Below are 22,664 nucleotides of genomic sequence, written 5' to 3' on the forward strand. Positions count from 1 at the left end.
AAACAAGTGGGACCACCTCTCCACGTTTTATAGCCTCTCATACTAAATATACTATTACTGTGTTGGTTCGATTCTGAACTGGAAACTTTGTGAACGTTGATACATCAATGCTAAATTTGAATCATCACGTTAGACGCACATTTATTGTTAAATATTTGAAGGGTTTCATTCAGAAAACCATATTTATATTCAGGGTTAAAACAGGTATCAACATGCAACGCTATGTAAGCGATGTAAATACCTCGAATAAAGATCTAATCTGAATTGAATGACTTAACTAAAGATGCTTTTACATTGACGTATTTGGATACAGCTCCGCGATTGGCTTATTTTATATAAAGGTTAAAGTGATTAATGCAACTTCCAGTGATAGAGACAGTTCTCCAAAGGAGTTTATTCTATGGCTAAATCAAGAGCAAAACACAAGCAGGTTCAGCAAAAGGATAAAAAGGACAGTGCTCAGAATGAAGAGCAACAACAGCAACAGCAACAACCCTCTAAACCATCCCGTGCGAAAAAGCGTAAATAAGATTTAAACTGATTCAACAAAACCCTCAGCTGAGGGTTTTGTTATTTTTTAAGGTTATTTCAAAAACAACTTGGAAAAAACATCACTAAAAATAACAGGATTTTGACTTTAAATTTTTCTGTATTCCTTAAGATAAAACGAATTACTCATTAAACAGCGATGCGAGCTATTGTGAAAATTCCCAAAATCCTGCTTTTAATATTTTCCTCAAGTATATTACTTACTGCCTGTCAGCCACCGCCTTCAGGTGAACCAGCGGGCTGGAAAAGTCCGTACCTCTATTGGCAATTAAAAAAATCTGAGCTGATTAGACCAGTAGAAATTCCTGTACAAGGAGTAAAACCTCGCCAGATTCAGGATACTTGGGGTGGAGCACGGAGTGAAGGTCGCAAACATGAGGGGACTGATATTTTTGCTAAACGGGGAACACCGGTAGTCAGTGCGACCCAAGGGATCGTCCGTAAGATTGGAACCAATAATTTGGGCGGTAAAGTTATCTGGATTACTGGCCCGAATTTAAGCCAACATTATTATGCTCATCTAGATGATTATGCTGAACATATTCAGGAAGGAGACTGGGTAGAAGCAGGTGAAATCATTGCCTATGTCGGCAATACCGGTAATGCGAAAAATACACCACCACATTTGCATTATGGGATTTATCTCAGTGGGGAAGGTGCGACCAATCCTTATCCTTATTTAAAGGTAGAAGAATTGGAATAAGCGCAGGGGAATGTAAAAAAAATGTAAAAGATCGCCATCTAAAGAATGAAAAGCATAAAATAGCGTATCTCCCGTTTTTCCTGTTTTTATGAGTTTTGCTTATCGACCAGATATCGATGGCCTGAGAGCGATTGCAGTATCATTGGTCATTTTCAATCACCTCGGCTGGTCACTATTTTCTGGCGGCTATATTGGTGTTGATATTTTCTTTGTCATTTCCGGTTATCTCATTACGACCATTTTGAAGCGCGATATTGAGTCGCAGCAATTTTCAATTGCACGGTTTTATAAGAAACGGGTGATCCGTCTGGCACCTGCATATTTTACTGTACTGGCAATTGTCAGCCTGATTGCTTGGCAGGTGATGTTGCCGGGTGAGCTGACGGAATATTTTAAAAGCGTCATGTATGCCGCTGTGCTCATTGCCAATCTGTATATGCGAAATGAGGTGGGAGATTATTTCAGTCCGAATGTAGAAAATGTGCCTTTGTTGCATTTATGGTCATTGGGCGTAGAAGAGCAGTTTTATATTTTCTGGCCGCTCTTGCTATGGCTATTCTTGAGTAAAACCTCACGTAAATATCTTTGGCTTGTTATTAGTGTATTTATTGTCGCTTTAGTTATATACGCCCAGCAGCAACTGACTCATAATCCAGCCAAAGCTTACTATAGCATGCCGGTACGAGCGTTTGAGTTATTGATTGGCGCATTGATTAGCTGCTTGCCAAAACTGAATCTGCCAAAAAAACTATTACAGGGATTGGTCTGGGCTGGAGTAAGTGTTCTATTTGCAACTGCAATTTATTTTGATCAGCAAACACCATTCCCAGGACTGATGGCATTGATCCCGTGTCTTGCAACAACACTGATCATTTATCTAGGACAATCTATATCTTCAAGTAATTTATTACTGAGTAATCGTCTTAGTACATGGATTGGCAAGATTTCATATCCTCTGTATCTATGGCACTGGCCAATCATCGTGTTCTTTGGTATTTATATGCTGCCCTTGAATCTGGAAAATCAGATTATTATTGTTTTTCTATCACTTATATGTGCATTTCTGACTTATAAACTGGCTGAAACACCACTGAAACGCTTTGTGATGGCTGCAAATTATAAAGTGATTATTCTTGGGTTTCTGTTACCTGCAGTCAGTTTTATTGCGATCGCCCAAACCATCAAAACACATGAAGGTTTCCCGGAGCGTTTTCCAAAATCGGTGCATGACAAACAGGAAGCATTACACACGTATGCACATGTGATTCGTAGTAACTGCATGGATACTGCGGATCCAAATGTTTTACCCAATGCTCAGGATTGTGTCTTAGGACAATCTAAAGAAGATATTGATTTCCTGTTGATTGGCGATTCGCATGCCAATGCCTACACAGCAATGCTGGATGAATGGGCAAAGGATGCTGATTTACGCGGTTATGACGTTACGCAAAGCTCAACCTTTTATCTGCCAGATGTGCAGCGATTTGAATTAAAGTTGAATCAATGGAAAGAATTGACCAAATTCCAAAAACGTAATGATGCTATTACTGCGCATCTTAAAGAAACCCATTATCCAATGATTATTCTGGCAGGTTCTTATGCGCAGTATTTTGACGATGATGTAAAACCTAAAGATAGTGTCCATCATACTGAGGAAGAGATATTTAGAGCAGGCTTGATGAAAGCCTTAGAAATTGCCTATCAATCTAGTGATCAGGTGGTGCTAATTAATGATGTACCACATCTAGACTGGGAAGGGATTCCATCTGATTGTAATATTCGTAAAGAGATTCTTCATCGAGACGCTGCATGTACAGTTTCTCGAAAAACTTATGAAGCACATTTAAAGCAATTCAATCAGATTCTGGCAGAAGCAAAACTGAAATATCCACAATTAAAAATTATTGATCCAACCAAAGTCATCTGTGATCAGCAGGCATGTAAAACGATGTTGAATGATGTGCCTTTGTATCGTTTTAAAGATGATAATCATCTTAATGATCAGGGTTCACGGCAATTGGGCGTTGAATATCTAAAACAGTTTGGTAATCCGCTTAAAGATTTGAAAAAAGATTAGATGGAATAAAACCACGTTTAATGACGTGGTTCTATTCCTTGGGATTTGGGTCATTGACTGATTTTGATCTTTATTTAATTCTTTCTTCTTGAACAGAAACCGGTTGCGGTTGCTCATCCATCTTATATTTGGAAGAACGTGTATTCCAGAACAGTTGTAATGTTCCCCCTAATAAAACTAAAGCAGCCAGCATAAACTGTTGATGATAGTTCAATCCAAGATATTGCAGGGCGCTAAAACTTAATCCACCAATCAGCTGAACAGAGGCAAAACATAGAGTCGCAATACTCCAGAGCTTTTTATAGGCCAGTCCATACAGTTGCAAAATGGTATAAGAGGTGAGGAAAACCACAGCGGGATTCAACATTCCGGTAAAAAAAGAAGAACTGAAAGTGAGGAACGGGTTAGCATTTAAAGTCGCGATGAAAATCGCCAGAATATACACACTATAAAGAATCTTTAAGGCGGTAAAATTGCCAAATTTTCTTGCCAGAATATAGGCAGAAAAAGCACCTAAGGCACTGCCTAAACCATATAGAATCCAGTTAAAGTTAATCCAGAATAAGCTTAATCCTAGTTCATGGCTGAGATAGTCAATCCAGAACAGGGAATGCGGAATATAGGCAAATGCACTACAGGCATAAACCGCCAGTAAACTATAAAAGACTGTATTTAAAGGTACTTGAGCAGCATGAGAAACAGATTGTTTAGCTAGATAGGGTTTAAATTGTTGTATCAGTAGGCTTAAGCAGATACAAATCATCAGGGCAAACCCACATAAGATCAGCCAGGCCGTACGTATGGAAATCTGGTCAAGATAAGGTAAAAACAGGGTAGCTAGTAAAACCCCCAATCCAATTCCGCTAAAACCAATAAAATTGATCTTAAAACGGTCTTTTAAATCGCAGCACTGAGCCACGACACTTGGTGACAAAATCATGAGCAGACCACCACTGATACCGGAGATCACGCGCCAGCTGATATACCAGATTTCAGAAAACCCTGAAAAAGCGCAACAGAATAGGCTAACCATTCCAGCTATTGCAGCAAGCTGGATATAGGTACTCATGCTTCGATCTTGAGGCAAGCGCATCGCTGCATAAGCACCCATTAAATAACCCAGTAGATTGGCACTACCCAAAAGGCTGGCAAAACTCGCGCTCCAGACAAAGGCTTCACGTGTACCAGGTAACAGGGCAGTATAGGAAAAACGCAGAATGCCGATGCCTAAGCACATGCTCAGGCAGAGAAAAAGACTAAGCTTGACCGTATTTGAGGACATCCATATACTCTTGAAGTTTTATATTTGTTCAAAAAATAGCATGAATCATCAAGCTAAAGGAGAAAAGGCTGAATAGATTTTATTGAGAAAAGAAACTCTGGATTAACAGCATGCTTCTATTTTAAATATCTGTAAAGCTTATCGCGGAACTTTTTAGACAATAAAAAACCGCATTCATGAATGCGGTTTTTTGAGTTAACTTTTATAAATTAACGCATTTTTGCCAGGAAACGGCCTAAACGGGTAATCGCTTCACGCAGTTCATTTTCTGCTGGCAGGAATACCACACGGAAATGATCCGGTGTTGGCCAGTTGAAACCAGTACCTTGAACCAATAGAACTTTCTCGGCACGTAACAGATCAAGCATCAGTTTTTCGTCATCCTCAACCGGATAGATTTCTGGATCAAGACGAGGGAAACAGTACATCGCACCTTCCGGTTTCACACAAGATACCCCTGGAATCTCGTTTAGCATTTCCCAGGCAATATTACGCTGTTCATATAGACGGCCACCTGGGCGGATCAAGTCATTAATAGACTGATAGCCACCGAGTGCAGTCTGAATTGCATATTGTGCTTGATGATTCGCGCAAAGACGCATTGAAGCCAGCATATCCAGGCCTTCAATGTAGTCCATTGCACGTGATTTATCACCAGTAATCGCCATCCAGCCTGAGCGATAGCCAGCAATACGATAGGCCTTAGATAAACCGTTGAACGATACACATAATTGCTTGCCTGCAAGCGAAGCTACTGACACATGTTCAATGCCGTCGTAAACGATTTTGTCATAGATTTCGTCTGCAAACAGGATCAGATCATATTTCTTCGCCAGATCCACGATTTGCTGTAATACATGACGCGGATAAACCGAACCAGTCGGGTTATTCGGGTTGATAATCACGATCCCGCGGGTATTTGGCGTGATTTTGCTTTCCATATCCGCAATATCTGGATACCAGTGATCTTCTTCATCACATTTATAGTGAATCGCAGTACCGCCAGACAGGTTCACTGCTGCAGTCCATAATGGATAATCCGGCATTGGAATCAGCATTTCATCGCCGTCATCCAGCAGGCCTTGCATCGCCATCACGATCAGCTCAGATACGCCATTGCCGACATACACGTCGTTCACGTGCATATCCAGAATGCCTTTTTGCTGGTAATACTGACAGATCGCTTTACGTGCCGGGAAAATCCCTTTGGAATCTGTATAGCCAATCGCATTTGGCAGGTTCAGTGCAACATCATTAATGATTTCTTGCGGGGCTTCAAAGCCGAATGGGGCGGGATTTCCGATATTCAGTTTGATAATTTTATGTCCGGCTTCTTCCATCTCGTTGGCCGCTCGTAACACTGGTCCGCGAATGTCGTAGCAAACATGCTCAAGCTTAGACGATTTCTTGATCTCGCGAGGGGGGGTGTTACCAATACCGGACATAATTCCATCCAATTAATTTTTAAGTTAAACCTATAGATTACGCAAATATCACAATCTATGCTGAAATTTCGCTAGAAATTTTTTCATCTCTAGCGTAAATATGGAAGTACTGAAGCATGACATTTAATGTCAAAGATTTAAAGGAGTTAGTGATGGGAAAACTCAATAAAACAGACCGGGAATGGCAAAGAGAGTTATCACCAGAAGAGTTTCGCATTACGCGTGAAAAAGGAACTGAACCGGCATTCACAGGCAAGTACTGGAATACAAAACAGGAAGGGACTTATGTCTGCCGTTGCTGTGGTACACCACTATTTTCTTCAACCACTAAATATGACAGCGGTTGCGGTTGGCCAAGCTTCTATCGTCCTGTGAGCAGCTCAGTTGTAGAAGAATTACCTGATACTTCACATGGTATGGTGAGAACAGAAATTGTTTGTCATCATTGTGATGCACATTTGGGACACGTTTTCCCGGATGGTCCGGAACCGACTGGCTTACGTTATTGTGTAAACTCAGCCTCTTTAGAATTACAAACACAAGAAAAAACTGACGAGGGAACTTATCCATGACCAGCATTTATCAGTTTGAAGCTGAGTTGTTAGATGGGAAAAACAAACGACTTGCAGATTATGAAGGGAAAGTACTTTTAATCGTAAATACCGCGAGCAAATGTGGTTTCACTCCACAATTTGCAGGTCTGGAAAAGCTTTACCAGAAATATAAAGAGCAGGGACTGGAAGTTTTAGGTTTTCCATGCAACCAGTTTGGTGGACAGGATCCAGGTTCAAATGAACAGATCGGTGAATTTTGCCAGAAAAATTATGGGGTTTCTTTCCCAATGTTTTCCAAGGTAGATGTTAAAGGTCCAGAAGCGCATGCGATCTTCCGTTACTTGACCAATAATTCTAAAGGAATTCTAGGAAATGGTATTAAGTGGAATTTTACCAAATTCCTGATTGGTCGTGATGGCAAGGTATTAAACCGTTTTGCACCTACCACCAAACCTGAAGATCTCGAGACAGAAATTGAAAAGGTTTTATAAGTTTATTTGAAATGTCTAATTTCTAATGAATAGAAAATAAGTTAAATAAAAAATAATTTGTAGTCAATATCCATAAAAAAACCCACTTCTGGAAAGTGGGTTTTTTTTATTTGTGTTTAGGTCTTAAAAGATTAAAGAATCGCTTTTAAACGCTGAATTACCTGCTCACATTGTGCCAGATCAGCCACCAATGCCAGACGCACATGATTTTCACCCGGGTTGCCTTGTGTAGTTTCACGAGACAGGTAACGGCCTGGTAATACTTTGATATGCGCTTTTTCCATCAACATTTTGGCAAAAGCTTCATCATTGTCCACTTTGAGCCAATAGTAGAAACCCGCATCCGGTTTTTTCAGCGGAAGCAAGTGCCCCAATTCTTTCTGGAACAGATCGAACTTGGCACGATACTGTACCCGGTTTTCTTCCACATGGGCTTCATCATTCCAAGCGGTAATTGATGCTAGCTGGTGTTGCACCGGCATCGCTGCACCGTGATAAGTACGGTATTGCAGATAAGGTTTGAGTAAAGTGGCATCACCTGCAACAAAGCCTGAACGCATGCCTGGCAGGTTGGAGCGTTTAGATAGAGAATGGAAAACGACACAGTTTTTATAGTCATCTCGGCCAATCTCGGCACACACTTCCAGTAAACCTGTCGGTGCTTCATCAAACCAGAGTTCTGAATAGCATTCATCAGAAGCAATGACAAAATCATATTTGTCTGACAGTGCAATCAGCTTTTTAAACTGCTCTTTAGAAAGAACAGCACCTGTTGGGTTGCCCGGTGTACACACAAATAACAGGGCAGTTTTTTCCCAGACTTCAGCCGGAACTGCATCAAAGTCGCCTAAGTAATCATTTTCTTCAGTACAGTTAATGAAATAAGGTTTTGCACCTGCAAGCAGGGTAGCACCTTCATAAATCTGGTAGAAAGGGTTTGGCATCACCACATAAGGCGCATCTTCACGATTAATCAGCGCCTGAACAAAAGAGAAGATCGCTTCACGGGTACCGGAAACCGGTAATACATTGCTGTCTGCACTGATGCTATTCAGTTTAAAACGACGAGTCAGCCAGTTGGCAATGCTTTCTCGTAATTCAGGTAAGCCTTTGCTGTTCGGATAAGTCGATAGATGCTGGAAATTATCGATAATCGCCTGTTTCACGAACTCGGGTGCTGGATGCTTTGGTTCACCAATTGAAAGGGGAATCAATGGCATATTCGCAGGCTGGATATCCGCAAAAAGTTTATTTAACTTTTCAAACGGATATGGGTGCAATAAAAACAAGCTAGAGTTCATGAATGTGTTACCGAGCAGTGTGTTAGTGTTGAGCATTGACCTGATGTGAGGCTTCATCCAGAGCAGCTTTTAATGCCGCTGCAAAATTGTCGGACTCTGTTTGGGTCATTGGGCTGCCATCTTTTTTGGTGACAAAGAAAATATCTTCAGCACGTTCGCCAAGCGTGGCAATTTTAGCAGAGTGAATATCCAGACCCTGCATCATAAATAAACCGCCAATTTTCGCAAGTAAACCAGGATGGTCAAGTGTCGCAATTTCCACCATATTCTGATTTAAAGCCTCATTGAGAGTGATATCGACAGTATTTTCAATATCAAAATGACGTAACTGACGCGGAATGCGGCGCTGCATCAGACCTGGATATTCATCAGAATGACTTAAGGCATCCTGTAAGGCTTCAATCACAGTCGCTTCACGTTCTGGGTCAGTCAGCAGCGTGCCAAAACGGTCAAGTACGACATAGGTATCCAGACTAAAGGCTTTGGTCGCGGTAATAATCCGGGCATCCTGAACGTCCAGATTCATGCGATCCAGAACAGCAACCGTGGTAGCGAACAGATTTGGCTTGTCTTGGGTATAGATGAAGATCTGCACGGCATCCTGCGCATATTTACGATGCGCACGCATTAATACCAATGGTGCAGGATTATCGCCATGTTCCAGAATGGCACGGGTATGCCAAGCGATTTCATCGGCAGATTCTTTCAGGAAGTAGTCGTCACCCAGTTCCTGCCAGACTTTTTCAACGTCATAGAGTGAGAAATGTTCTACCAGACGTTCACTAGCTTCGAATTTGGTATCTTCAATCAGCATTTGATAATCAACCGGACGGCCGAGACCTGAACGGATCACATCACGCGCATGTGTATAAAGCTGACGCATCAAAGATGAACGCCATGTATTCCAGAGTTTTGGATTGGTCGCGTTGATATCTGCCACTGTCAGCGTGTACAGATAATCCAGATGCTCCATATCGCCCATTTTTTCAGCAAATTCTTTGACTACATCCGGATCGGAAATGTCTTTTTTCTGTGAAGTCACCGACATGGACAAATGGTTTTCAATCAGCCAAGCAACCAGATTGCATTCACGTTCGGTAAAGCCATGGGTACGGCAGAACTGAATCGCATCGGCTGCACCAAGCTCACTATGATCGCCACCACGACCTTTGGCAATATCATGGAAAATAGCCGCTAGATAAACAATGTCACGACGTGCTAGGCGCTGGAACACGGAGCTGACCACTGGGAATTCTTTGGCAAATTCGGGTTCTTTGAAGCGGTTCAGATTGCGGATCAAGAGCAGGGTATGTGCATCTACGGTATAGATATGGAACAGGTCATATTGCATCAGGCCGGTAATCTGTCCGAAAGCTGGAATATATTTGCCCAGAACACCATAACGTTTCATCGCAACTAGCGTTTCGTACAGGCGATGCGGTGAACGAATGATGGCCATAAACAGGGCTTGGTGTACCGGATTATCACGGAAACCCTGATCAATACGTTTAGCTGCCAAAGTAAGCAGACGTAAAGTACGGGCACGTATGCCTTCAATTTCAGGACGATTAGCCAGCAAATAGAAAATTTCCAGAATGGCGCTTGGCTTTTCTGAGAAAATCTTGTGATGTTGAACTGCTAACTTGCCATCGACCAGTTTGAAATTTTCATTAATTTCTTCAATCTGGCGTTCATATTGAGGTAAACGTGGGGTAATGACTGATTCATTGAAATAAGCCAGCAGCATTTCATTCAAAGTTGAAACCTGCTGCGCGCTACGGTAATAGCGCTTCATAAACTGTTCGATTGGATAGTTCGGTGACTGACCTTCTTCACGGGTATAGCCAAACATCGCCGCAATATCTCGTTGATAATCGAATAGCAGGCGGTTTTCATCGCGCTTGGTCAGGCGGTGTAAATGATGACGAATTTCCCAGAGGAAGCTTTCTGCTTCTTCGAGTACAGCAAGTTCAAATTCTGAAATAAAGCCCAGATGCACCAGGTCATAAATACGGTTGACACGGAAATGACGTTTGGCAATCCAGCCAATCTGGTTGATATCGCGGATACCGCCTGGTGCATTTTTAATATCCGGTTCCAGATTGCTTTCAGTATTATTGTGTTGAGCATAGCGTTTGTGCTGCTCATCCATTTTCGCATCAAAAAAGGTTTTATCGGTCCAGGTTTGTGACACGATCCGGCGTGGCCACTTGGTTAAATTTTCATTACCAATAATAAGACGTGCTTCAATTAGGGAAGTCGCTACCGTAAGGTCACTGCTGGCCTGATTGACACATTCATTGATGGTACGGACACTGATGCCCGGTTTGAAATTGCCCACATCCCAAAGAGAAGAAATAAAACTGGAGATCAGCTTTTCCTGCTCTGGAGTGAAATCATCTTCAGAAAGGATCATGATATCGACGTCTGAATATGGCAGCATTTCGCGGCGGCCATAACCGCCGACTGCGAAAAGTGCCAAATCGGTTTGATCCAGTTCAGCATGATTCCACAGGAATTGCAGAGCCTCATCAATCAGGTTGGAACGGGCCTGAATGATGTCACGGATAGACTGTCCATTTTCAAAACATTCCTGAAGCTGATTTTCTACATCGCTACGCCATTGGTTGATCGCTTTGATGTCATTGTGACTTTTAATGTAATTCAGCAGTGGGGAGGTATTGATCATGAACAGTGGTCCGTTGTATTTACTTAATTTTGATTCACATTAACTTGGTCAGCAACCTGTTGAGCCAGCTCGCGAGCCTGTTCAATGCTTTCTGCACGCGCAGTCGCGACACCCATACGGCGGCGTTTAAAACCTTCAGGTTTACCAAACAGGCGTAAATCGGTATCGGCATGGGCTAAAGCAAGATTCAGGCCAGAAAATGAAAGGTTGCGATCATCGACACCTGCGTAAATTACGGCACTGGCAGCCACACTATGGCGAGCTGTATTGACTGGTAAGCCTAAAATAGCACGGGCATGCAGTTCAAATTCACTCTGGAACTGGGAAGCCAAAGTGACCAGACCAGTGTCATGCGGGCGAGGTGAAACCTCACTAAACCATACTTTGTCGCCTTTGACAAAGAGTTCTACACCAAAAATGCCGCAACCGCCCAATGCCGTGGTGACTTTATTGGCGATACGTTTTGATTCTTCCAGAGCAGCAGGGCTCATTGGCTGAGGCTGCCAGCTTTCTACATAGTCGCCTGAGTCCTGACGATGTCCGATTGGATCACAGTAAGAGGTTTCGATTTCGCCAGTTTGAGGATTTTTAGCCCGCACAGTAAGCAGGGTAATTTCAAAATCAAAATCAATCTGTGATTCGACAATTACTTTGCCCTGATTAACTCGACCACCTGTTTGCGCATATTCCCAGGCAGCATCAACTTCTTCAAAACTTTTCACGCGAGATTGGCCTTTACCTGAAGAAGACATCACCGGCTTCACAAAGTTTGGATAACCAATGTCATCACAGGCTGCGCGGAAAGATTCCAGAGAAGCGGCAAAGCGATAAGCAGACGTCGGTAAGCCTAGTTCTTCAGCTGCCAGACGACGAATGCCTTCACGATTCATGGTCAGGTTAACCGCTTTAGCAGAAGGAATTACAGTTGCAATATTCTGTTCTTCGATTTCAACCAGTACTTCTGTCGCAATCGCTTCAATTTCAGGAACAATGAGATGCGGCTGAAATTTTTGAATGAGCTGTTTGAGTTCCGCTGCATCTGCCATATTTAAGGCATAAGAAAAATGTGCCACCTGCATGGCAGGAGCATCTGCATAACGATCTGCAGCATGAACTTCTACACCTAAACGTTGCAAGGAAATCACCACTTCCTTACCTAGTTCTCCTGAACCTAGCAATAGAACTTTAAAAGCTGAAGATTGAAGAGGAGTACCAATAGTCACGTTCATGTGTATTATCCATGCTTGATTTTATGGACTTTTAGCATAACAGAACTCAATGCCGAGATAAGCCGAGTTTCATACAAAATTGTGATATTGGCCAGCAGTTTTATTTATAAAAGTTTATAGAGAATTGCATCTGAAATCAGGCAGTTCGCTTTACTGTATTTTTCATAGGGTTTAAATCATAAATACGATTTTGCGGATTGAGTTTTTTCATATGCAGAATTTGCTTGTCATTGAGCTGAAGTTGATGGAGAAGTTTCAGACTTTGTATACTCTTAAAGGCGTAAAAGGGAATGACAAAAGGACAGATAAAACCAAATATCCATAGCAATAAACCAAATCCTGAAAATTGCAGTGCATCGAGGAATACAGTGAAAAAATGGAATTGATGATTTGATATTGCGACAAGTGCAAAGAATAAAAACAGTAAAATTACACTAAAGCAAAATACAGAAATGAGATTTGGAATGCCTTTATGTAACAGGCTCCATTGGCTAAAAATGATTTGTTTAGGGTGCAGATGGATCACCTGTTGAGTCTGATTGTAGAGGGCAATGATTTTATTTTTGCCATGCTTCTGAATATAAATGACACGGACATAATCTGCGGGTTCAGCAACCACTTCTACAAAATGACCAGTAAAATTCTGTGCATTGATAAAACATTCAAAATAGCAGCCGGGTAATTCATACTGGTTAAAATAGCCAACATTTCATCACGTCGATGATGAATAAATATTTTCCCTTCAATCATTTGCTTTGGCTCGAACATGCCAACACTTTCCTTATTTTCTTCTTATATAAAAAAGACTTATATATTTAATTTAGCATAAGTCTTGAATGAGATTTCTAATTTACTAAAAGGCTTAAAAAGGCATGGGGATATAGGTATAAATCAGACCATAGGTTAAAGCAGCAGTTAAGGTCGCCATGACAATTTTCTTGAACTTGAAATACAGTCCAGCGAGTACAATAAAACCGATCAACATGGCAAAGCTTTTATCTGGCGTTTCCAATAAGGGCGGTAAAGTCGCCACAACCAGCATGGAACTGATGGCAGCAATTCCAATCGAACCCAAGGCAATTTTCAACCATAGCGCACCACGTTTTTGCGAACCCTGCTGAAATTTTTGAATCACATAGAATGGACCAAAACGTGAGGCAAAATTGGCAATTCCGACAATAATCCCGACCAAAATAATTTCAAAATTCATGATTGATCTCCTGCATATTCAGGATCTGGTTTTTTCAGTACATAGTGCTTGAACAGGCCGGCCAAAATGCCGGAACTGATGCCAATAAAGATCGCAGCGGACAAATCGATAAAATAACAGGCAACTGCTGAGACAATAATCGTGCTGGTCACGACAAAGGTATGTTTCTTTTCAAAAGCTGCCAATAAGAAACTTAAGAACAGGGCAGGTAGCAGGAAATCTAAAGCCGCCTGCAAGAATTGTGGCAGATGACTAACCTGATCAGCAAATAGGCCGCCTAGAAATGAACCTATCGCCCAAGATAACCAGCTAAACAGACTCAGACCGAGCATCCACGACTCTGACCATTCCTGACGCCTTTGTGACAGCTTGATCATACCTGAAGCAAAGACTTCATCAGTAAGACCCCAAGCCCAGACTGCGGTTTTCTTCAAGTTTAAACGATCTTGGATCAGGTTTTGTAAAGCTGGGCCGTATAAAAGATGGCGAATGTCCAAAGCAATTACGGTCAATGCAGTCATCCAGATCGAAGTACCGCTACCAAGTAGAGCTACAACTAAAAATTGACTGGCACCGGCATACATGGAGCAGGACAGAAATAAGGCTTCCCAGGCAGTAAAGCCGAACTGGGTGGCAGAAACGCCAAAGGCAAAGGAGACCGGAAGGTAAGTAAATATAATGGCCTGGCTATCTTTGGCACCTTGCCAGAAACCGGCAGGTTGCATCGCTACTGGATTGTGGTCAGACACAAAACACCTTGAGGGAGAGAGTTAAAACAGGGATTAAATCAAGATTGTGTATTGTACGCGAATTTACTAGCATAGTGCCGAAATATTTAACTGGCGATTCTGATATGTTGATGTTCAAGACACGTGCAATGCTGGTCGGTGTTTTAATCGGCAGCACCTTATTTCTTCAAGCTTGTGGAAATGACAGTCAAGCGCCAAAGGCCGAAATTAAAGCGGCACCTAAACTCTCCAATGATGCAACAACTTATGCTAATGCTGCATGGCAATTCATGAATGAAGTCGATCCGCTGGTCTATAACAAGGAAATGGAGCAGATTGATGCTCAGGTGCGTCAACCGGCCCGTAAATTAAGTACTGACTGGCGCATTAATGTGAAAATGACTGACTCAGTGACGGAAGGCAAATATGCCTTATGTCGCAAGGCTTTAACCAGTCTGGAAATCTGGGCACGTAGCACCGTTGAAAATAGCAGTAGCGTGGCACACAGACAGGCCGACTATGAGCGTGATAAACAGCAATGTCAGGGAGCAATTGCTCATCCTGAACTGGGAAATACTGATCCAAAGCAGAAAGGTAATGCAGTAGCTGAACAGTCTTAATCGGGTTTTATAATCTTCAGGCGGAACTTCGGTTCCGCTTTTTTGTTATAAAAAACGATTCTATTTATATAAATAAAAAATAATTAAAATCAAGAAATATTGCCCTGAGTCATTAAAAAAGTCCTATAGTTGACTCATAATCAAGCGATTTAGAGATAAAAGTTAATTTTTGGAGTAATTTTAAATGTTAAATAAATTGTTTTTAGCGATAAGTATAAGTACTGTTTTAGTAAGTGCAGTACAAGCTTCTCATGCGTGTGAAGTGGCACCATGTACCAATGGCTTTGATAGCGTCAATGTTTGTGAATTGCGTTCTTAAATTTTAAATCCATCTCCCTATAGAAAATTCAAACAGCAAAAAATAAAAGAAGCCTCAGAATAAGGCTTCCCATACAGTTAGACGATCATGTCTTAAAGCAACATGAACAGACGTTCTAGATACAACACTGCTCCGCCCAAAAGAATACTGAGGCCGCAGATCAAGCGTAAAGAGTGCCAAGACATGAGATTTCGTCCTACTGTATTCATTTATATTGAAAGTGCTTCCAGATAACGGCGATTCACTTCCTTCCAGTTCACCACATTAAAGAAAGCGGCAATATATTCAGGACGACGGTTCTGGTATTTCAAATAGTACGCATGTTCCCACACATCCAGACCTAGAATCGGAGTATTGCCATGCATGAGTGGTGAGTCCTGATTGGCACTGTTTTCTACAATAATGGTTTGATCAGGTGCTACGCTGAGCCAGGCCCATCCACTACCAAAACGGGTTAAGGCTGCCTTGGTAAAAGCTTCTTTAAAAGCTTCAAAGCCACCAAGCTCCTTGTCGATCGCTTGTGCAATTTCACCTTCAGGATTGCCACCGCCCTCTGGGCTCATTACTGTCCAGAACAGGGAATGGTTGGCATGACCGCCACCATTATTAATCACATTATTTTTCAAATCTTCAGGTACCTGATTGGCTTTGCTTACCAGTTCTTCCACAGAAAGATCTTCCCATTCTGTGCCTTCAATACCTGCATTGATGTTGTTGATATAAGTTTGATGATGTTTGGCATGGTGGATTTCCATAGTTTTAGCATCAATATGCGGTTCCAATGCATCATAAGCATAAGGGAGTTCGGGAAGGGTATAGCTCATTTTTAATTGTCCTTAAGCGTAATTGAGTGAGTGGAATTTTCGACTAAATTTTAAAATACGCTTGAGTTGCATTAAATACAATGAGAATTATTATCATTTATGTTGTGAGGTATGGTTTTTATAAATAAGGTGTAAAGATGCTTATGAAAATAGCAAGAAGCCAAATTTGGTAACAAAAAGCCCCAGATTTGGGGCTTTTCTTTGGTTTTAAACTTATACGTTAAAGCGGAAGTGCAGAACATCGCCGTCCTGAACGATATAAGTTTTACCTTCCAAACGCCATTTACCTGCTTCTTTGGCGCCAGCTTCGCCGTTGTACTGTACGAAGTCATCGTAAGCAATACATTCAGCACGGATAAAGCCTTTTTCGAAGTCAGTGTGGATTACACCCGCAGCTTGAGGCGCAGTAGCGCCGACTTTAACCGTCCAGGCGCGAACTTCCTGTACGCCAGCAGTAAAGTAAGTTTGTAGACCAAGCAATGAATAACCTGCACGAATCACCACGTTCAGACCTGGTTCTTCCATGCCCATAGCTTCCAGGAATTCAGCACGGTCTTCATCTTCAAGCAATGAAATTTCTGCTTCGATCTGGTTACAAAGTGGAACCACGATTGCATTTTCAGCAGCAGCCAGTTCACGTACAGCATCTAAATGCGGGTTATTTTCAAAACCGTCTTCAGCCACGTTGGCGATATACATGGTTGGTTTAAGCGTTAACAGACCAAAACCACGTACCAGTTTACGTTCGTCATCATCTAAGGTTGCAGCACGAGCAGGTTTGCCTTCATCTAAAAGAGGAAGAATTTTATCTAGAACTGCTTTAGTCGCGATCGCTTCTTTATCGCCACCTTTGGCAGACTTCGCCAAACGAGTCACTGCTTTAGTCACAGTTTCAAGATCAGCTAGAGCAAGTTCAGTGTTAATCGTTGCGATATCATCAAGCGGATCAATTTTACCGTTGACGTGAATCACGTTTTCATCTTCGAAACAACGGACAACATGAGCAATTGCATCCGTTTCACGGATATTCGCCAGGAACTGATTACCCAGACCTTCGCCTTTAGATGCACCAGCAACCAGACCCGCGATGTCCACGAATTCCATGGTAGTTGGTACCACGCGTTGTGGTTTTACGATTTCAGCAAGTTTGTCCAGGCGTGGATCAGGCACAGGCACGATACCGGTGTTTGGTTCAATCGTACAGAATGGGAAGTTTTCCGCAGCAATTGCAGCTTTAGTTAATGCATTGAAAAGCGTAGATTTACCAACGTTAGGCAGGCCTACAATACCACAATTAAAACCCATGAAATAACTCACAAAGCGTTATATAAAAATTGCCAGTGATTTTACATGAAAGCCATGACAAAGTCAGGTCATGGCTGGATGCTTTGTTGAAAACTTATGAAATAGATGTTTTTAAATTTTACGTTTATCGAGCTGATTCGATAGGGTGTCACCAGTGGCCTGAACTAGCATGACCAGAATTACCAGCACCACAATCACGGCTAGCATGATCTGCATATCAAAACGCTGATAGCCATAACGATAGGCGATATCACCCAATCCACCTGCACCGATCGCACCGGCAATCGCCGAGGAGTTAATCATGGTCACCAAAGTGACGGTAAAACCAGCCACAATCCCCGGTAAAGCTTCAGGCAATACCACATGCCAGATAATCTGCTTACGGTTACAGCCAATTGCTTGAGCCGCTTCTATCAGCCCCTGATCGACTTCACGTAGGCTTACTTCAGCAATCCGGGCAAAGAAAGGAGTCGCTGCTAAGGTTAAAGGTACAACGGCTGCCCAGACACCATAGCTGGTCCCCACAATCCAGCGGGTAATAGGAATCAGCGCCACCATCAAAATCAGGAAAGGCACCGAACGGGTAATATTCACAACCCAGCCCAAAGCCTGATTAATGGGTTTAGATGGGTAAATACCATGTTCAGACGTACTGACTAACACTACCGCCATTGGTAAGCCAATTAAAAAGGCAACGATTGCGGATACACCGACCATGATGAGGGTATCAGTAGTTCCTGTCAGTAATAAATCAATGAGTTGGTCGTGCATAGCCAATCACCTCAATTTGTGCAATGTGTTGTTTTAATTTTTGCTGAAGTAAGTCGGTATCCAGATTCAGATCAGCAACCGCGACAATCAGGCTACCGACCAGATGATTCTGGATGCTGTCGATATGACTTTGATAGAGATGCACCGGATGCTCGAACTGTTCGAAAATCACTTTCAAATCTGGTGAATGCTGAACACTAGAGGCATAGCGAAGTTTGATAATGCTATGTGTAGTATCAGCAGTGACTTCAGGACTGATCGCAAATGGCAGTTCCAGTTGTTCCAGATTCAGCAGTTCCTGGGTGATTTGTTGCTGTGGATTGGAGAATACAGACCAGACTTCACCGGATTCAACAATTTCACCTTTTTCAATTACGACGACTTGATCGCAGATTTCACGAATGACCTGCATCTCATGGGTGATTAGTACAATAGTGAGGCCGAGTTTCTGGTTGATTTCTTTCAGTAAAGACAGCACCACTGAAGTGCTTTCTGGGTCTAGTGCAGAAGTGGCTTCATCACAGAGTAGAATTTCCGGATGATGCACCAGCGCACGGGCAATGCCGACACGCTGCTTTTGTCCGCCGGATAACTGAGAAGGGTAGTTCTGCGCTTTTTCGCTTAAGCCGACCAGTTGCAGGACTTCATTCACGCGTGCATCAATGTCTGATTTTTTATAATTCGCGACTTTTAAAGGTTGTGCTACATTTTCCCAGACGGTTTTGGCTGACATCAGGTTGAAGTGCTGAAAGATCATGCCAATGCGCTGACGTAACTGGATCAGTTCAGCATGGGTGAGCCCAGCCAGATCTTGTTGATGGATATGGATATGACCCTCACTGATCTGTTCCAGACCATTCAAAGTACGTAGTAGCGAAGATTTCCCCGCGCCACTTTTTCCGATAATCCCGAAGATATTTCCTTCAGGAATATCCAGATTGATGTCCTTTAAGGCATGTACCGATTTGCCTTGTACCTCATAGTATTTGTTCAGGTTGCGGATTTTGATATGCGGAACGTAAAACGCCACCTGAGAACCAAAACTCACCATAGTATTCTCCTTATTTCCAGCCCGGGAACCAGAGCTTCGCACCAAAGTCAGCATCTAGTGCTTCCTTCACGCGAGGTGAGTTCTGATAGATTTCAACAAATTTTTTCAGCTTGTCATTTTTGTCCTGATAGTCTTCATGTACGGCAAACAGGATCGCGTAACGGTTGTCCTTGTTAGAGTCAAATAGCAATGCTTGTTCTGGATCAGCTGTTTTAGCCAGACGTAGGTAGTGTGGATAGCCAAATGCTAAATCAACATCATCAATGGCACGCGCAGTTTGCGGACCTTCAACTTCAACGAATTGCAGTTTTTTCGGATTCACTGCAATATCTTTTAGGCTAGAAAGGTGGTTGTTTGGATCTTTTAAAGTTACCAGTTTGGCTTGTTGCAATAACAGTAGCGCACGACCTTGATTGACTGGATCATTTGGTACTACAACTTTTGCGCCGTCTTTAAGTTCATCCAGACTGTTAATTTTCTTGGAATACAGGCCAACGTGAGTCGCTGCACCTTTGGCAAATGCCTTGATTTTAAAATCAGTTTCTTTCTTGGCATTATCCAAAAATGGCTGATGCTGGAAGAAGTTGGCATCAATATCGCCATGACTCAGGGTGATATTCGGTGTATTCCAGTCCGAGAACTCGACCAGTTTGACATTCACACCTTGCTGTCTGGCTTCTTCTGCTGCGACCTGTAAAGGCTTAGCAAAAGATGGGCTGATCCCAATCACCAGTTCATCCGAACCGGATTTCTTTTGCTGGTTCCACACCACCAGTCCGATAATGACGGCGGCAATAATCACCCCAACAACGGTGAATTTTGTTTTAACGGTTTGTGCCATGTTGCACCTCAAAATAAATTTATGCTGATTGTTTTTGTTTTAGGTTCGTGTTCGCTGTTGAGGCGGAGCTTTGACATCGGAATTGCTGCACTGGATGCGCACTAGGTAAGCGGTCTCCTTGCTGAAATAGCTTGTGTCTGAAACTGCCTTGTTCATATTCAGTTTTATAGCGTCCGCGCTGCTGTAATTCAGGAATCACTAATTGGATAAAATCCTGATGCGATTCAGGTGCAACCGTGCGAGTCAGGTTGAAGCCATCAATACCGGTTTCATCAATCAGCTGAATCAGTTTTTCTGCCACTGTTGCGCCATTACCTACGATAAGTGGATAACGACCACCCAGCTCATGTTGAGCTTTCAGGTCATTGGGTGTGATCTGCTGCTCTTTGAATTTGTCATTAACCGTCGCAATACTATTGGTCTTCTTGTAAGGAATTGGTTCATCATCAGCAAATTTGGACAGGTCAATGCCAACTGAGCTGGAATAATGTGCAAGACCTGCTTCAGGGCTGGCATAGGCGCGATATTCATCCAGCTTTTGCTGTGCCAGTTCATCCGTTTCTGCAGTCACGATGGTAATGCCGACAAAAATCTTGATCGCTTCAGGATCACGGCCTTGTTCAGTGGCCTGACGACGAATCTGATCAACCTGTTTTTTAATCTTGTCCGGATGATCACCACCAATAAACATGCCTTCAGTATGTTGAGTAGCAAAGGCCATACCCCGTGGTGAAGCACCGGCTTGGAACAGCACAGGCGTACGTTGAACAGAAGGTGAAACCTGGAACACGCCCTGGCTACGATAAAATTGACCCTGATGATTGACCTGGTGCACCTTGGCTGGATCAGTAAAGATACGTTGCTGCTTGTCTTTCAGCACAGCATCATCTTCCCAGGAGCCTTCCCAGAACTTGTAGCACAGCTGTAAAAATTCTTCGGCCTGTTCATAACGTAAGTCGTGATCTTTCAAGCCATTTTCACCAATCAGGCGCTGCGCACTGTCCAGATAACCAGTAACAATATTCCAGCCGATACGGCCATGGGTCAGATGATCCAGACTGGCAAAACGGCGGGCGAACTGATATGGCGACTCATAGCTGAGATTCACCGTGACCCCAAAACCGAGATTTTTAGTGACGGTTGCCATGGCAGACACCAGCGTGCTTGGATCATGGCTGGGTAACTGAATTGATTCTTTTAAAGTCAGATCAATGCCATTTTGATAGACGTCATACACCCCGGTAATGTCGGCAATAAACAGACCATCGAACAGGCCTTTTTCAAGCGTTTTTGCCAGATCAGTCCAGTAGCTCAGCTCATTAAAACGGTGTGACTCATCTCGTGGGTGAGTCCATAAACCATGATTGATATGACCCACGCAGTTCATATCAAAGGCATTGAGCAGGATTTTTTTTGCTTTTGGATCAGTCTTAGTAATTGTCATTACAATGTCCCCCGGCGTGGAGGCAGTACACCATTCAGCAAATAATTGGCAATGAAATAGTATTTCCAGCGTGAGGCATCGTGCAGGGTATGCACGCGAGCATTACGCCAGAAACGGTCCAGTCCATCTTCGCGCTGGCTGCCACGGCTGCCGGCCAGTTCAATTAGTTTTGATGATGCTTTTAAAGCAGTTTCACTACTGTGTGCACGGGCTTTGGCTACATCCAGTGAGGCTTTGGCAACCCTAGCTTCAGTTGGGTCAGCTTTAGCAGCATCAACGGAACGGCCAGCCTGTTTGAGCAAGACTTCGGAAGCACGTACATCTGTTACGACACGACCGAGTTCAAATTTGGTCAGTGGATCATCTGTAGCATTGTCTACACCAGAATCAATCCACGGACGTGCCTGACGTACACGGTTTAAGGTTTCCTCAAATGCAGCGCGGGCAATACCGGTTTCAATGGAGGCATGCAGCAATTGTGCAAAAGGTCCGGAAATGGTTGGGTGGGAATAGGCTGTATCAAAACGCACCACATCTTCTTCAAGCACGTGTACGTTATCGAATTTCACTGTACCACTGCCCGTGGTACGCTGGCCAAAACCGCTCCAGTCATCAATCAAGGTGAGACCTTCGCTGTCACGTGGCACAAAAGCCAGGAATTGCTGCTCGCTTTCATCCACGACCAATGTTGGGATGCGGTGCGCAAACAGGCTGCCGGTGCAATAGAATTTTTCGCCGTTAATGACATAGCCTTGCTCGGTTTTGCGGATCGCGGTTTGACGCTGTGCAGCAGTCTTGGTTTTGAACTCAGCTAGGGCATTACCAAAACGAGCACCTTTTAAGACTTCGGCATAGAGTTTCTGTTTTTGTTCCTCCGTGCCGTTATTGCGCAGGATTTCCAGACCATAGAAATGGTTTTGCGGAATCTGACCAATCGAGCCATCGACACCGCTCATTAAGGCAATCACTTGCGCTACGGTATAGCTAGACACTTCTGCACCACCATATTCTTTAGGTACAGTAATTGCCCAGAGGCCAGACTGGCTATAAGCCTCGATTTCTTCGAAAGGAAGAGTACGTTCGGCATCACGCTGTACCGCATTAATCTTGAACTGTTCAGCCAGATTACGGGCAATTTCCAATGCTTCCTCATCAGATTTGATGATGTGCGCATGCGCCAGCTGTTCTGACTGCAATGAAATAATATTTTGATATGAAGTCATGGCAAATA

General features: G+C 43.0%; 21 protein-coding genes. 6 read left to right on the top strand and 15 right to left on the bottom strand.

The genetic code is table 11. The features are described from left to right. Positions 1 to 400 precede the first annotated feature (400 nt). From B3Q46_RS01065 to B3Q46_RS01075, 3 genes are all read left to right on the top strand, one after another. A complete protein-coding gene (locus tag B3Q46_RS01065) occupies positions 401 to 529 on the top strand; it encodes a hypothetical protein (protein ID WP_004784138.1) in 129 nt (42 codons plus the stop codon). Positions 530 to 688: 159 nt separating this feature from the next. After that, positions 689 to 1,252 (top strand): M23 family metallopeptidase, encoded by a 564-nt coding sequence (locus B3Q46_RS01070; protein WP_034703293.1) that lies wholly within the window; start codon positions 689 to 691, stop codon positions 1,250 to 1,252. Between the two features lie 88 nt (positions 1,253 to 1,340). After that, positions 1,341 to 3,329: an acyltransferase family protein gene (locus B3Q46_RS01075; protein WP_034703295.1), complete on the top strand. Its 1,989-nt coding sequence runs from the start codon at positions 1,341 to 1,343 to the stop codon at positions 3,327 to 3,329. A gap of 70 nt (positions 3,330 to 3,399) precedes the next feature. Here the strand turns inward: B3Q46_RS01075 and B3Q46_RS01080 are convergent, their stop codons facing one another. Together B3Q46_RS01080 and B3Q46_RS01085 are read right to left on the bottom strand one after the other, a co-directional pair. Further along, a complete protein-coding gene (locus tag B3Q46_RS01080; RefSeq protein ID WP_262736136.1) occupies positions 3,400 to 4,611 on the bottom strand; it encodes an MFS transporter in 1,212 nt (403 codons plus the stop codon). 209 nt (positions 4,612 to 4,820) lie between these two features. Beyond that, the gene (locus B3Q46_RS01085) at positions 4,821 to 6,056 is read right to left on the bottom strand and encodes a pyridoxal phosphate-dependent aminotransferase (RefSeq protein WP_004784132.1); all 1,236 of its coding nucleotides are present in this window, start codon (positions 6,054 to 6,056) and stop codon (positions 4,821 to 4,823) included. Positions 6,057 to 6,208: 152 nt separating this feature from the next. On the opposite strand from B3Q46_RS01085, the gene msrB reads away from it, so the two are divergent. Beyond that, positions 6,209 to 6,628 carry a peptide-methionine (R)-S-oxide reductase MsrB gene (gene msrB / locus B3Q46_RS01090; RefSeq protein WP_262736135.1) on the top strand — a complete coding sequence of 140 codons (420 nt, stop codon included), beginning with the start codon at positions 6,209 to 6,211 and terminating at the stop codon, positions 6,626 to 6,628. Continuing rightward, positions 6,625 to 7,101, top strand: a complete 477-nt coding sequence (locus B3Q46_RS01095) for a glutathione peroxidase (protein WP_004784130.1) — start codon at positions 6,625 to 6,627, stop codon at positions 7,099 to 7,101. Before msrB ends, B3Q46_RS01095 begins: the two co-directional genes overlap by 4 nt. A gap of 131 nt (positions 7,102 to 7,232) precedes the next feature. Here the strand turns inward: B3Q46_RS01095 and dapC are convergent, their stop codons facing one another. From dapC to B3Q46_RS01125, 6 genes are all read right to left on the bottom strand, one after another. After that, the gene (gene dapC, locus B3Q46_RS01100; RefSeq protein WP_034590142.1) at positions 7,233 to 8,402 is read right to left on the bottom strand and encodes a succinyldiaminopimelate transaminase; all 1,170 of its coding nucleotides are present in this window, start codon (positions 8,400 to 8,402) and stop codon (positions 7,233 to 7,235) included. A 22-nt stretch (positions 8,403 to 8,424) separates the two neighbouring features. Then, entirely contained in the window at positions 8,425 to 11,091 is a 2,667-nt protein-coding gene (gene glnD, locus B3Q46_RS01105) for a [protein-PII] uridylyltransferase (protein WP_004784127.1), read from the bottom strand. A gap of 23 nt (positions 11,092 to 11,114) precedes the next feature. After that, positions 11,115 to 12,329 (bottom strand): formate-dependent phosphoribosylglycinamide formyltransferase, encoded by a 1,215-nt coding sequence (gene purT, locus B3Q46_RS01110; protein ID WP_286712890.1) that lies wholly within the window; start codon positions 12,327 to 12,329, stop codon positions 11,115 to 11,117. Positions 12,330 to 12,456: 127 nt separating this feature from the next. Then, complete coding sequence (locus B3Q46_RS01115; protein ID WP_228127244.1) at positions 12,457 to 12,846, bottom strand: hypothetical protein; 390 nt, start codon at positions 12,844 to 12,846, stop codon at positions 12,457 to 12,459. 336 nt (positions 12,847 to 13,182) lie between these two features. After that, positions 13,183 to 13,530: an L-valine transporter subunit YgaH gene (gene ygaH, locus B3Q46_RS01120; protein WP_004784121.1), complete on the bottom strand. Its 348-nt coding sequence runs from the start codon at positions 13,528 to 13,530 to the stop codon at positions 13,183 to 13,185. Continuing rightward, positions 13,527 to 14,255 (bottom strand): AzlC family ABC transporter permease, encoded by a 729-nt coding sequence (locus tag B3Q46_RS01125; RefSeq protein WP_171064817.1) that lies wholly within the window; start codon positions 14,253 to 14,255, stop codon positions 13,527 to 13,529. Before B3Q46_RS01125 ends, ygaH begins: the two co-directional genes overlap by 4 nt. Before the next feature lie 128 nt (positions 14,256 to 14,383). On the opposite strand from B3Q46_RS01125, the gene B3Q46_RS01130 reads away from it, so the two are divergent. Next, on the top strand, positions 14,384 to 14,878 hold the full coding sequence (locus tag B3Q46_RS01130) for a hypothetical protein (RefSeq protein ID WP_004784117.1): 495 nt from the start codon (positions 14,384 to 14,386) through the stop codon (positions 14,876 to 14,878). 528 nt (positions 14,879 to 15,406) lie between these two features. Here B3Q46_RS01130 and B3Q46_RS01135 read toward each other — a convergent pair. From B3Q46_RS01135 to B3Q46_RS01165, 7 genes are all read right to left on the bottom strand, one after another. Then, on the bottom strand, positions 15,407 to 16,021 hold the full coding sequence (locus tag B3Q46_RS01135; RefSeq protein WP_004784113.1) for a superoxide dismutase: 615 nt from the start codon (positions 16,019 to 16,021) through the stop codon (positions 15,407 to 15,409). 213 nt (positions 16,022 to 16,234) lie between these two features. Then, positions 16,235 to 17,326: a redox-regulated ATPase YchF gene (ychF, locus tag B3Q46_RS01140; protein WP_004784110.1), complete on the bottom strand. Its 1,092-nt coding sequence runs from the start codon at positions 17,324 to 17,326 to the stop codon at positions 16,235 to 16,237. A gap of 111 nt (positions 17,327 to 17,437) precedes the next feature. Next, the gene (locus B3Q46_RS01145; protein WP_004784108.1) at positions 17,438 to 18,097 is read right to left on the bottom strand and encodes a methionine ABC transporter permease; all 660 of its coding nucleotides are present in this window, start codon (positions 18,095 to 18,097) and stop codon (positions 17,438 to 17,440) included. After that, complete coding sequence (locus B3Q46_RS01150; protein WP_262736134.1) at positions 18,078 to 19,148, bottom strand: methionine ABC transporter ATP-binding protein; 1,071 nt, start codon at positions 19,146 to 19,148, stop codon at positions 18,078 to 18,080. The genes B3Q46_RS01145 and B3Q46_RS01150 overlap by 20 nt, the downstream gene beginning before the upstream one ends. A 10-nt stretch (positions 19,149 to 19,158) precedes the next feature. Beyond that, positions 19,159 to 19,989 carry a MetQ/NlpA family ABC transporter substrate-binding protein gene (locus tag B3Q46_RS01155; protein WP_286712888.1) on the bottom strand — a complete coding sequence of 277 codons (831 nt, stop codon included), beginning with the start codon at positions 19,987 to 19,989 and terminating at the stop codon, positions 19,159 to 19,161. Positions 19,990 to 20,008: 19 nt separating this feature from the next. Further along, positions 20,009 to 21,433, bottom strand: a complete 1,425-nt coding sequence (locus B3Q46_RS01160; RefSeq protein WP_004784102.1) for an LLM class flavin-dependent oxidoreductase — start codon at positions 21,431 to 21,433, stop codon at positions 20,009 to 20,011. Further along, positions 21,433 to 22,656 carry an SfnB family sulfur acquisition oxidoreductase gene (locus B3Q46_RS01165; protein WP_286712889.1) on the bottom strand — a complete coding sequence of 408 codons (1,224 nt, stop codon included), beginning with the start codon at positions 22,654 to 22,656 and terminating at the stop codon, positions 21,433 to 21,435. The genes B3Q46_RS01160 and B3Q46_RS01165 overlap by 1 nt, the downstream gene beginning before the upstream one ends. Between the last annotated feature and the right edge of the window lie 8 nt (positions 22,657 to 22,664).

Origin of the sequence: Acinetobacter sp. UBA2581 (genome assembly GCF_002339435.1) — a bacterium.
Classification (GTDB): Bacteria; Pseudomonadota; Gammaproteobacteria; order Pseudomonadales; family Moraxellaceae; genus Acinetobacter; species Acinetobacter variabilis.

Bases quoted from the DNA above. Each gene is read 5' to 3' on its own strand.
- B3Q46_RS01125 (WP_171064817.1), bottom strand. From the start codon at position 14,255: ATGCAACCTGCCGGTTTCTGGCAAGGTGCCAAAGATAGCCAGGCCATT.
- B3Q46_RS01150 (WP_262736134.1), bottom strand. From the start codon at position 19,148: ATGGTGAGTTTTGGTTCTCAGGTGGCGTTTTACGTTCCGCATATCAAA.
- glnD (WP_004784127.1), bottom strand. From the start codon at position 11,091: ATGATCAATACCTCCCCACTGCTGAATTACATTAAAAGTCACAATGAC.
- B3Q46_RS01145 (WP_004784108.1), bottom strand. From the start codon at position 18,097: ATGCACGACCAACTCATTGATTTATTACTGACAGGAACTACTGATACC.
- B3Q46_RS01095 (WP_004784130.1), top strand. From the start codon at position 6,625: ATGACCAGCATTTATCAGTTTGAAGCTGAGTTGTTAGATGGGAAAAAC.
- msrB (WP_262736135.1), top strand. From the start codon at position 6,209: ATGGGAAAACTCAATAAAACAGACCGGGAATGGCAAAGAGAGTTATCA.
- B3Q46_RS01085 (WP_004784132.1), bottom strand. From the start codon at position 6,056: ATGTCCGGTATTGGTAACACCCCCCCTCGCGAGATCAAGAAATCGTCT.
- B3Q46_RS01130 (WP_004784117.1), top strand. From the start codon at position 14,384: ATGTTGATGTTCAAGACACGTGCAATGCTGGTCGGTGTTTTAATCGGC.
- B3Q46_RS01155 (WP_286712888.1), bottom strand. From the start codon at position 19,989: ATGGCACAAACCGTTAAAACAAAATTCACCGTTGTTGGGGTGATTATT.
- dapC (WP_034590142.1), bottom strand. From the start codon at position 8,402: ATGAACTCTAGCTTGTTTTTATTGCACCCATATCCGTTTGAAAAGTTA.
- B3Q46_RS01080 (WP_262736136.1), bottom strand. From the start codon at position 4,611: ATGTCCTCAAATACGGTCAAGCTTAGTCTTTTTCTCTGCCTGAGCATG.
- ygaH (WP_004784121.1), bottom strand. From the start codon at position 13,530: ATGAATTTTGAAATTATTTTGGTCGGGATTATTGTCGGAATTGCCAAT.
- B3Q46_RS01135 (WP_004784113.1), bottom strand. From the start codon at position 16,021: ATGAGCTATACCCTTCCCGAACTCCCTTATGCTTATGATGCATTGGAA.
- B3Q46_RS01160 (WP_004784102.1), bottom strand. From the start codon at position 21,433: ATGACAATTACTAAGACTGATCCAAAAGCAAAAAAAATCCTGCTCAAT.
- B3Q46_RS01075 (WP_034703295.1), top strand. From the start codon at position 1,341: ATGAGTTTTGCTTATCGACCAGATATCGATGGCCTGAGAGCGATTGCA.
- B3Q46_RS01165 (WP_286712889.1), bottom strand. From the start codon at position 22,656: ATGACTTCATATCAAAATATTATTTCATTGCAGTCAGAACAGCTGGCG.
- ychF (WP_004784110.1), bottom strand. From the start codon at position 17,326: ATGGGTTTTAATTGTGGTATTGTAGGCCTGCCTAACGTTGGTAAATCT.
- B3Q46_RS01065 (WP_004784138.1), top strand. From the start codon at position 401: ATGGCTAAATCAAGAGCAAAACACAAGCAGGTTCAGCAAAAGGATAAA.
- B3Q46_RS01070 (WP_034703293.1), top strand. From the start codon at position 689: ATGCGAGCTATTGTGAAAATTCCCAAAATCCTGCTTTTAATATTTTCC.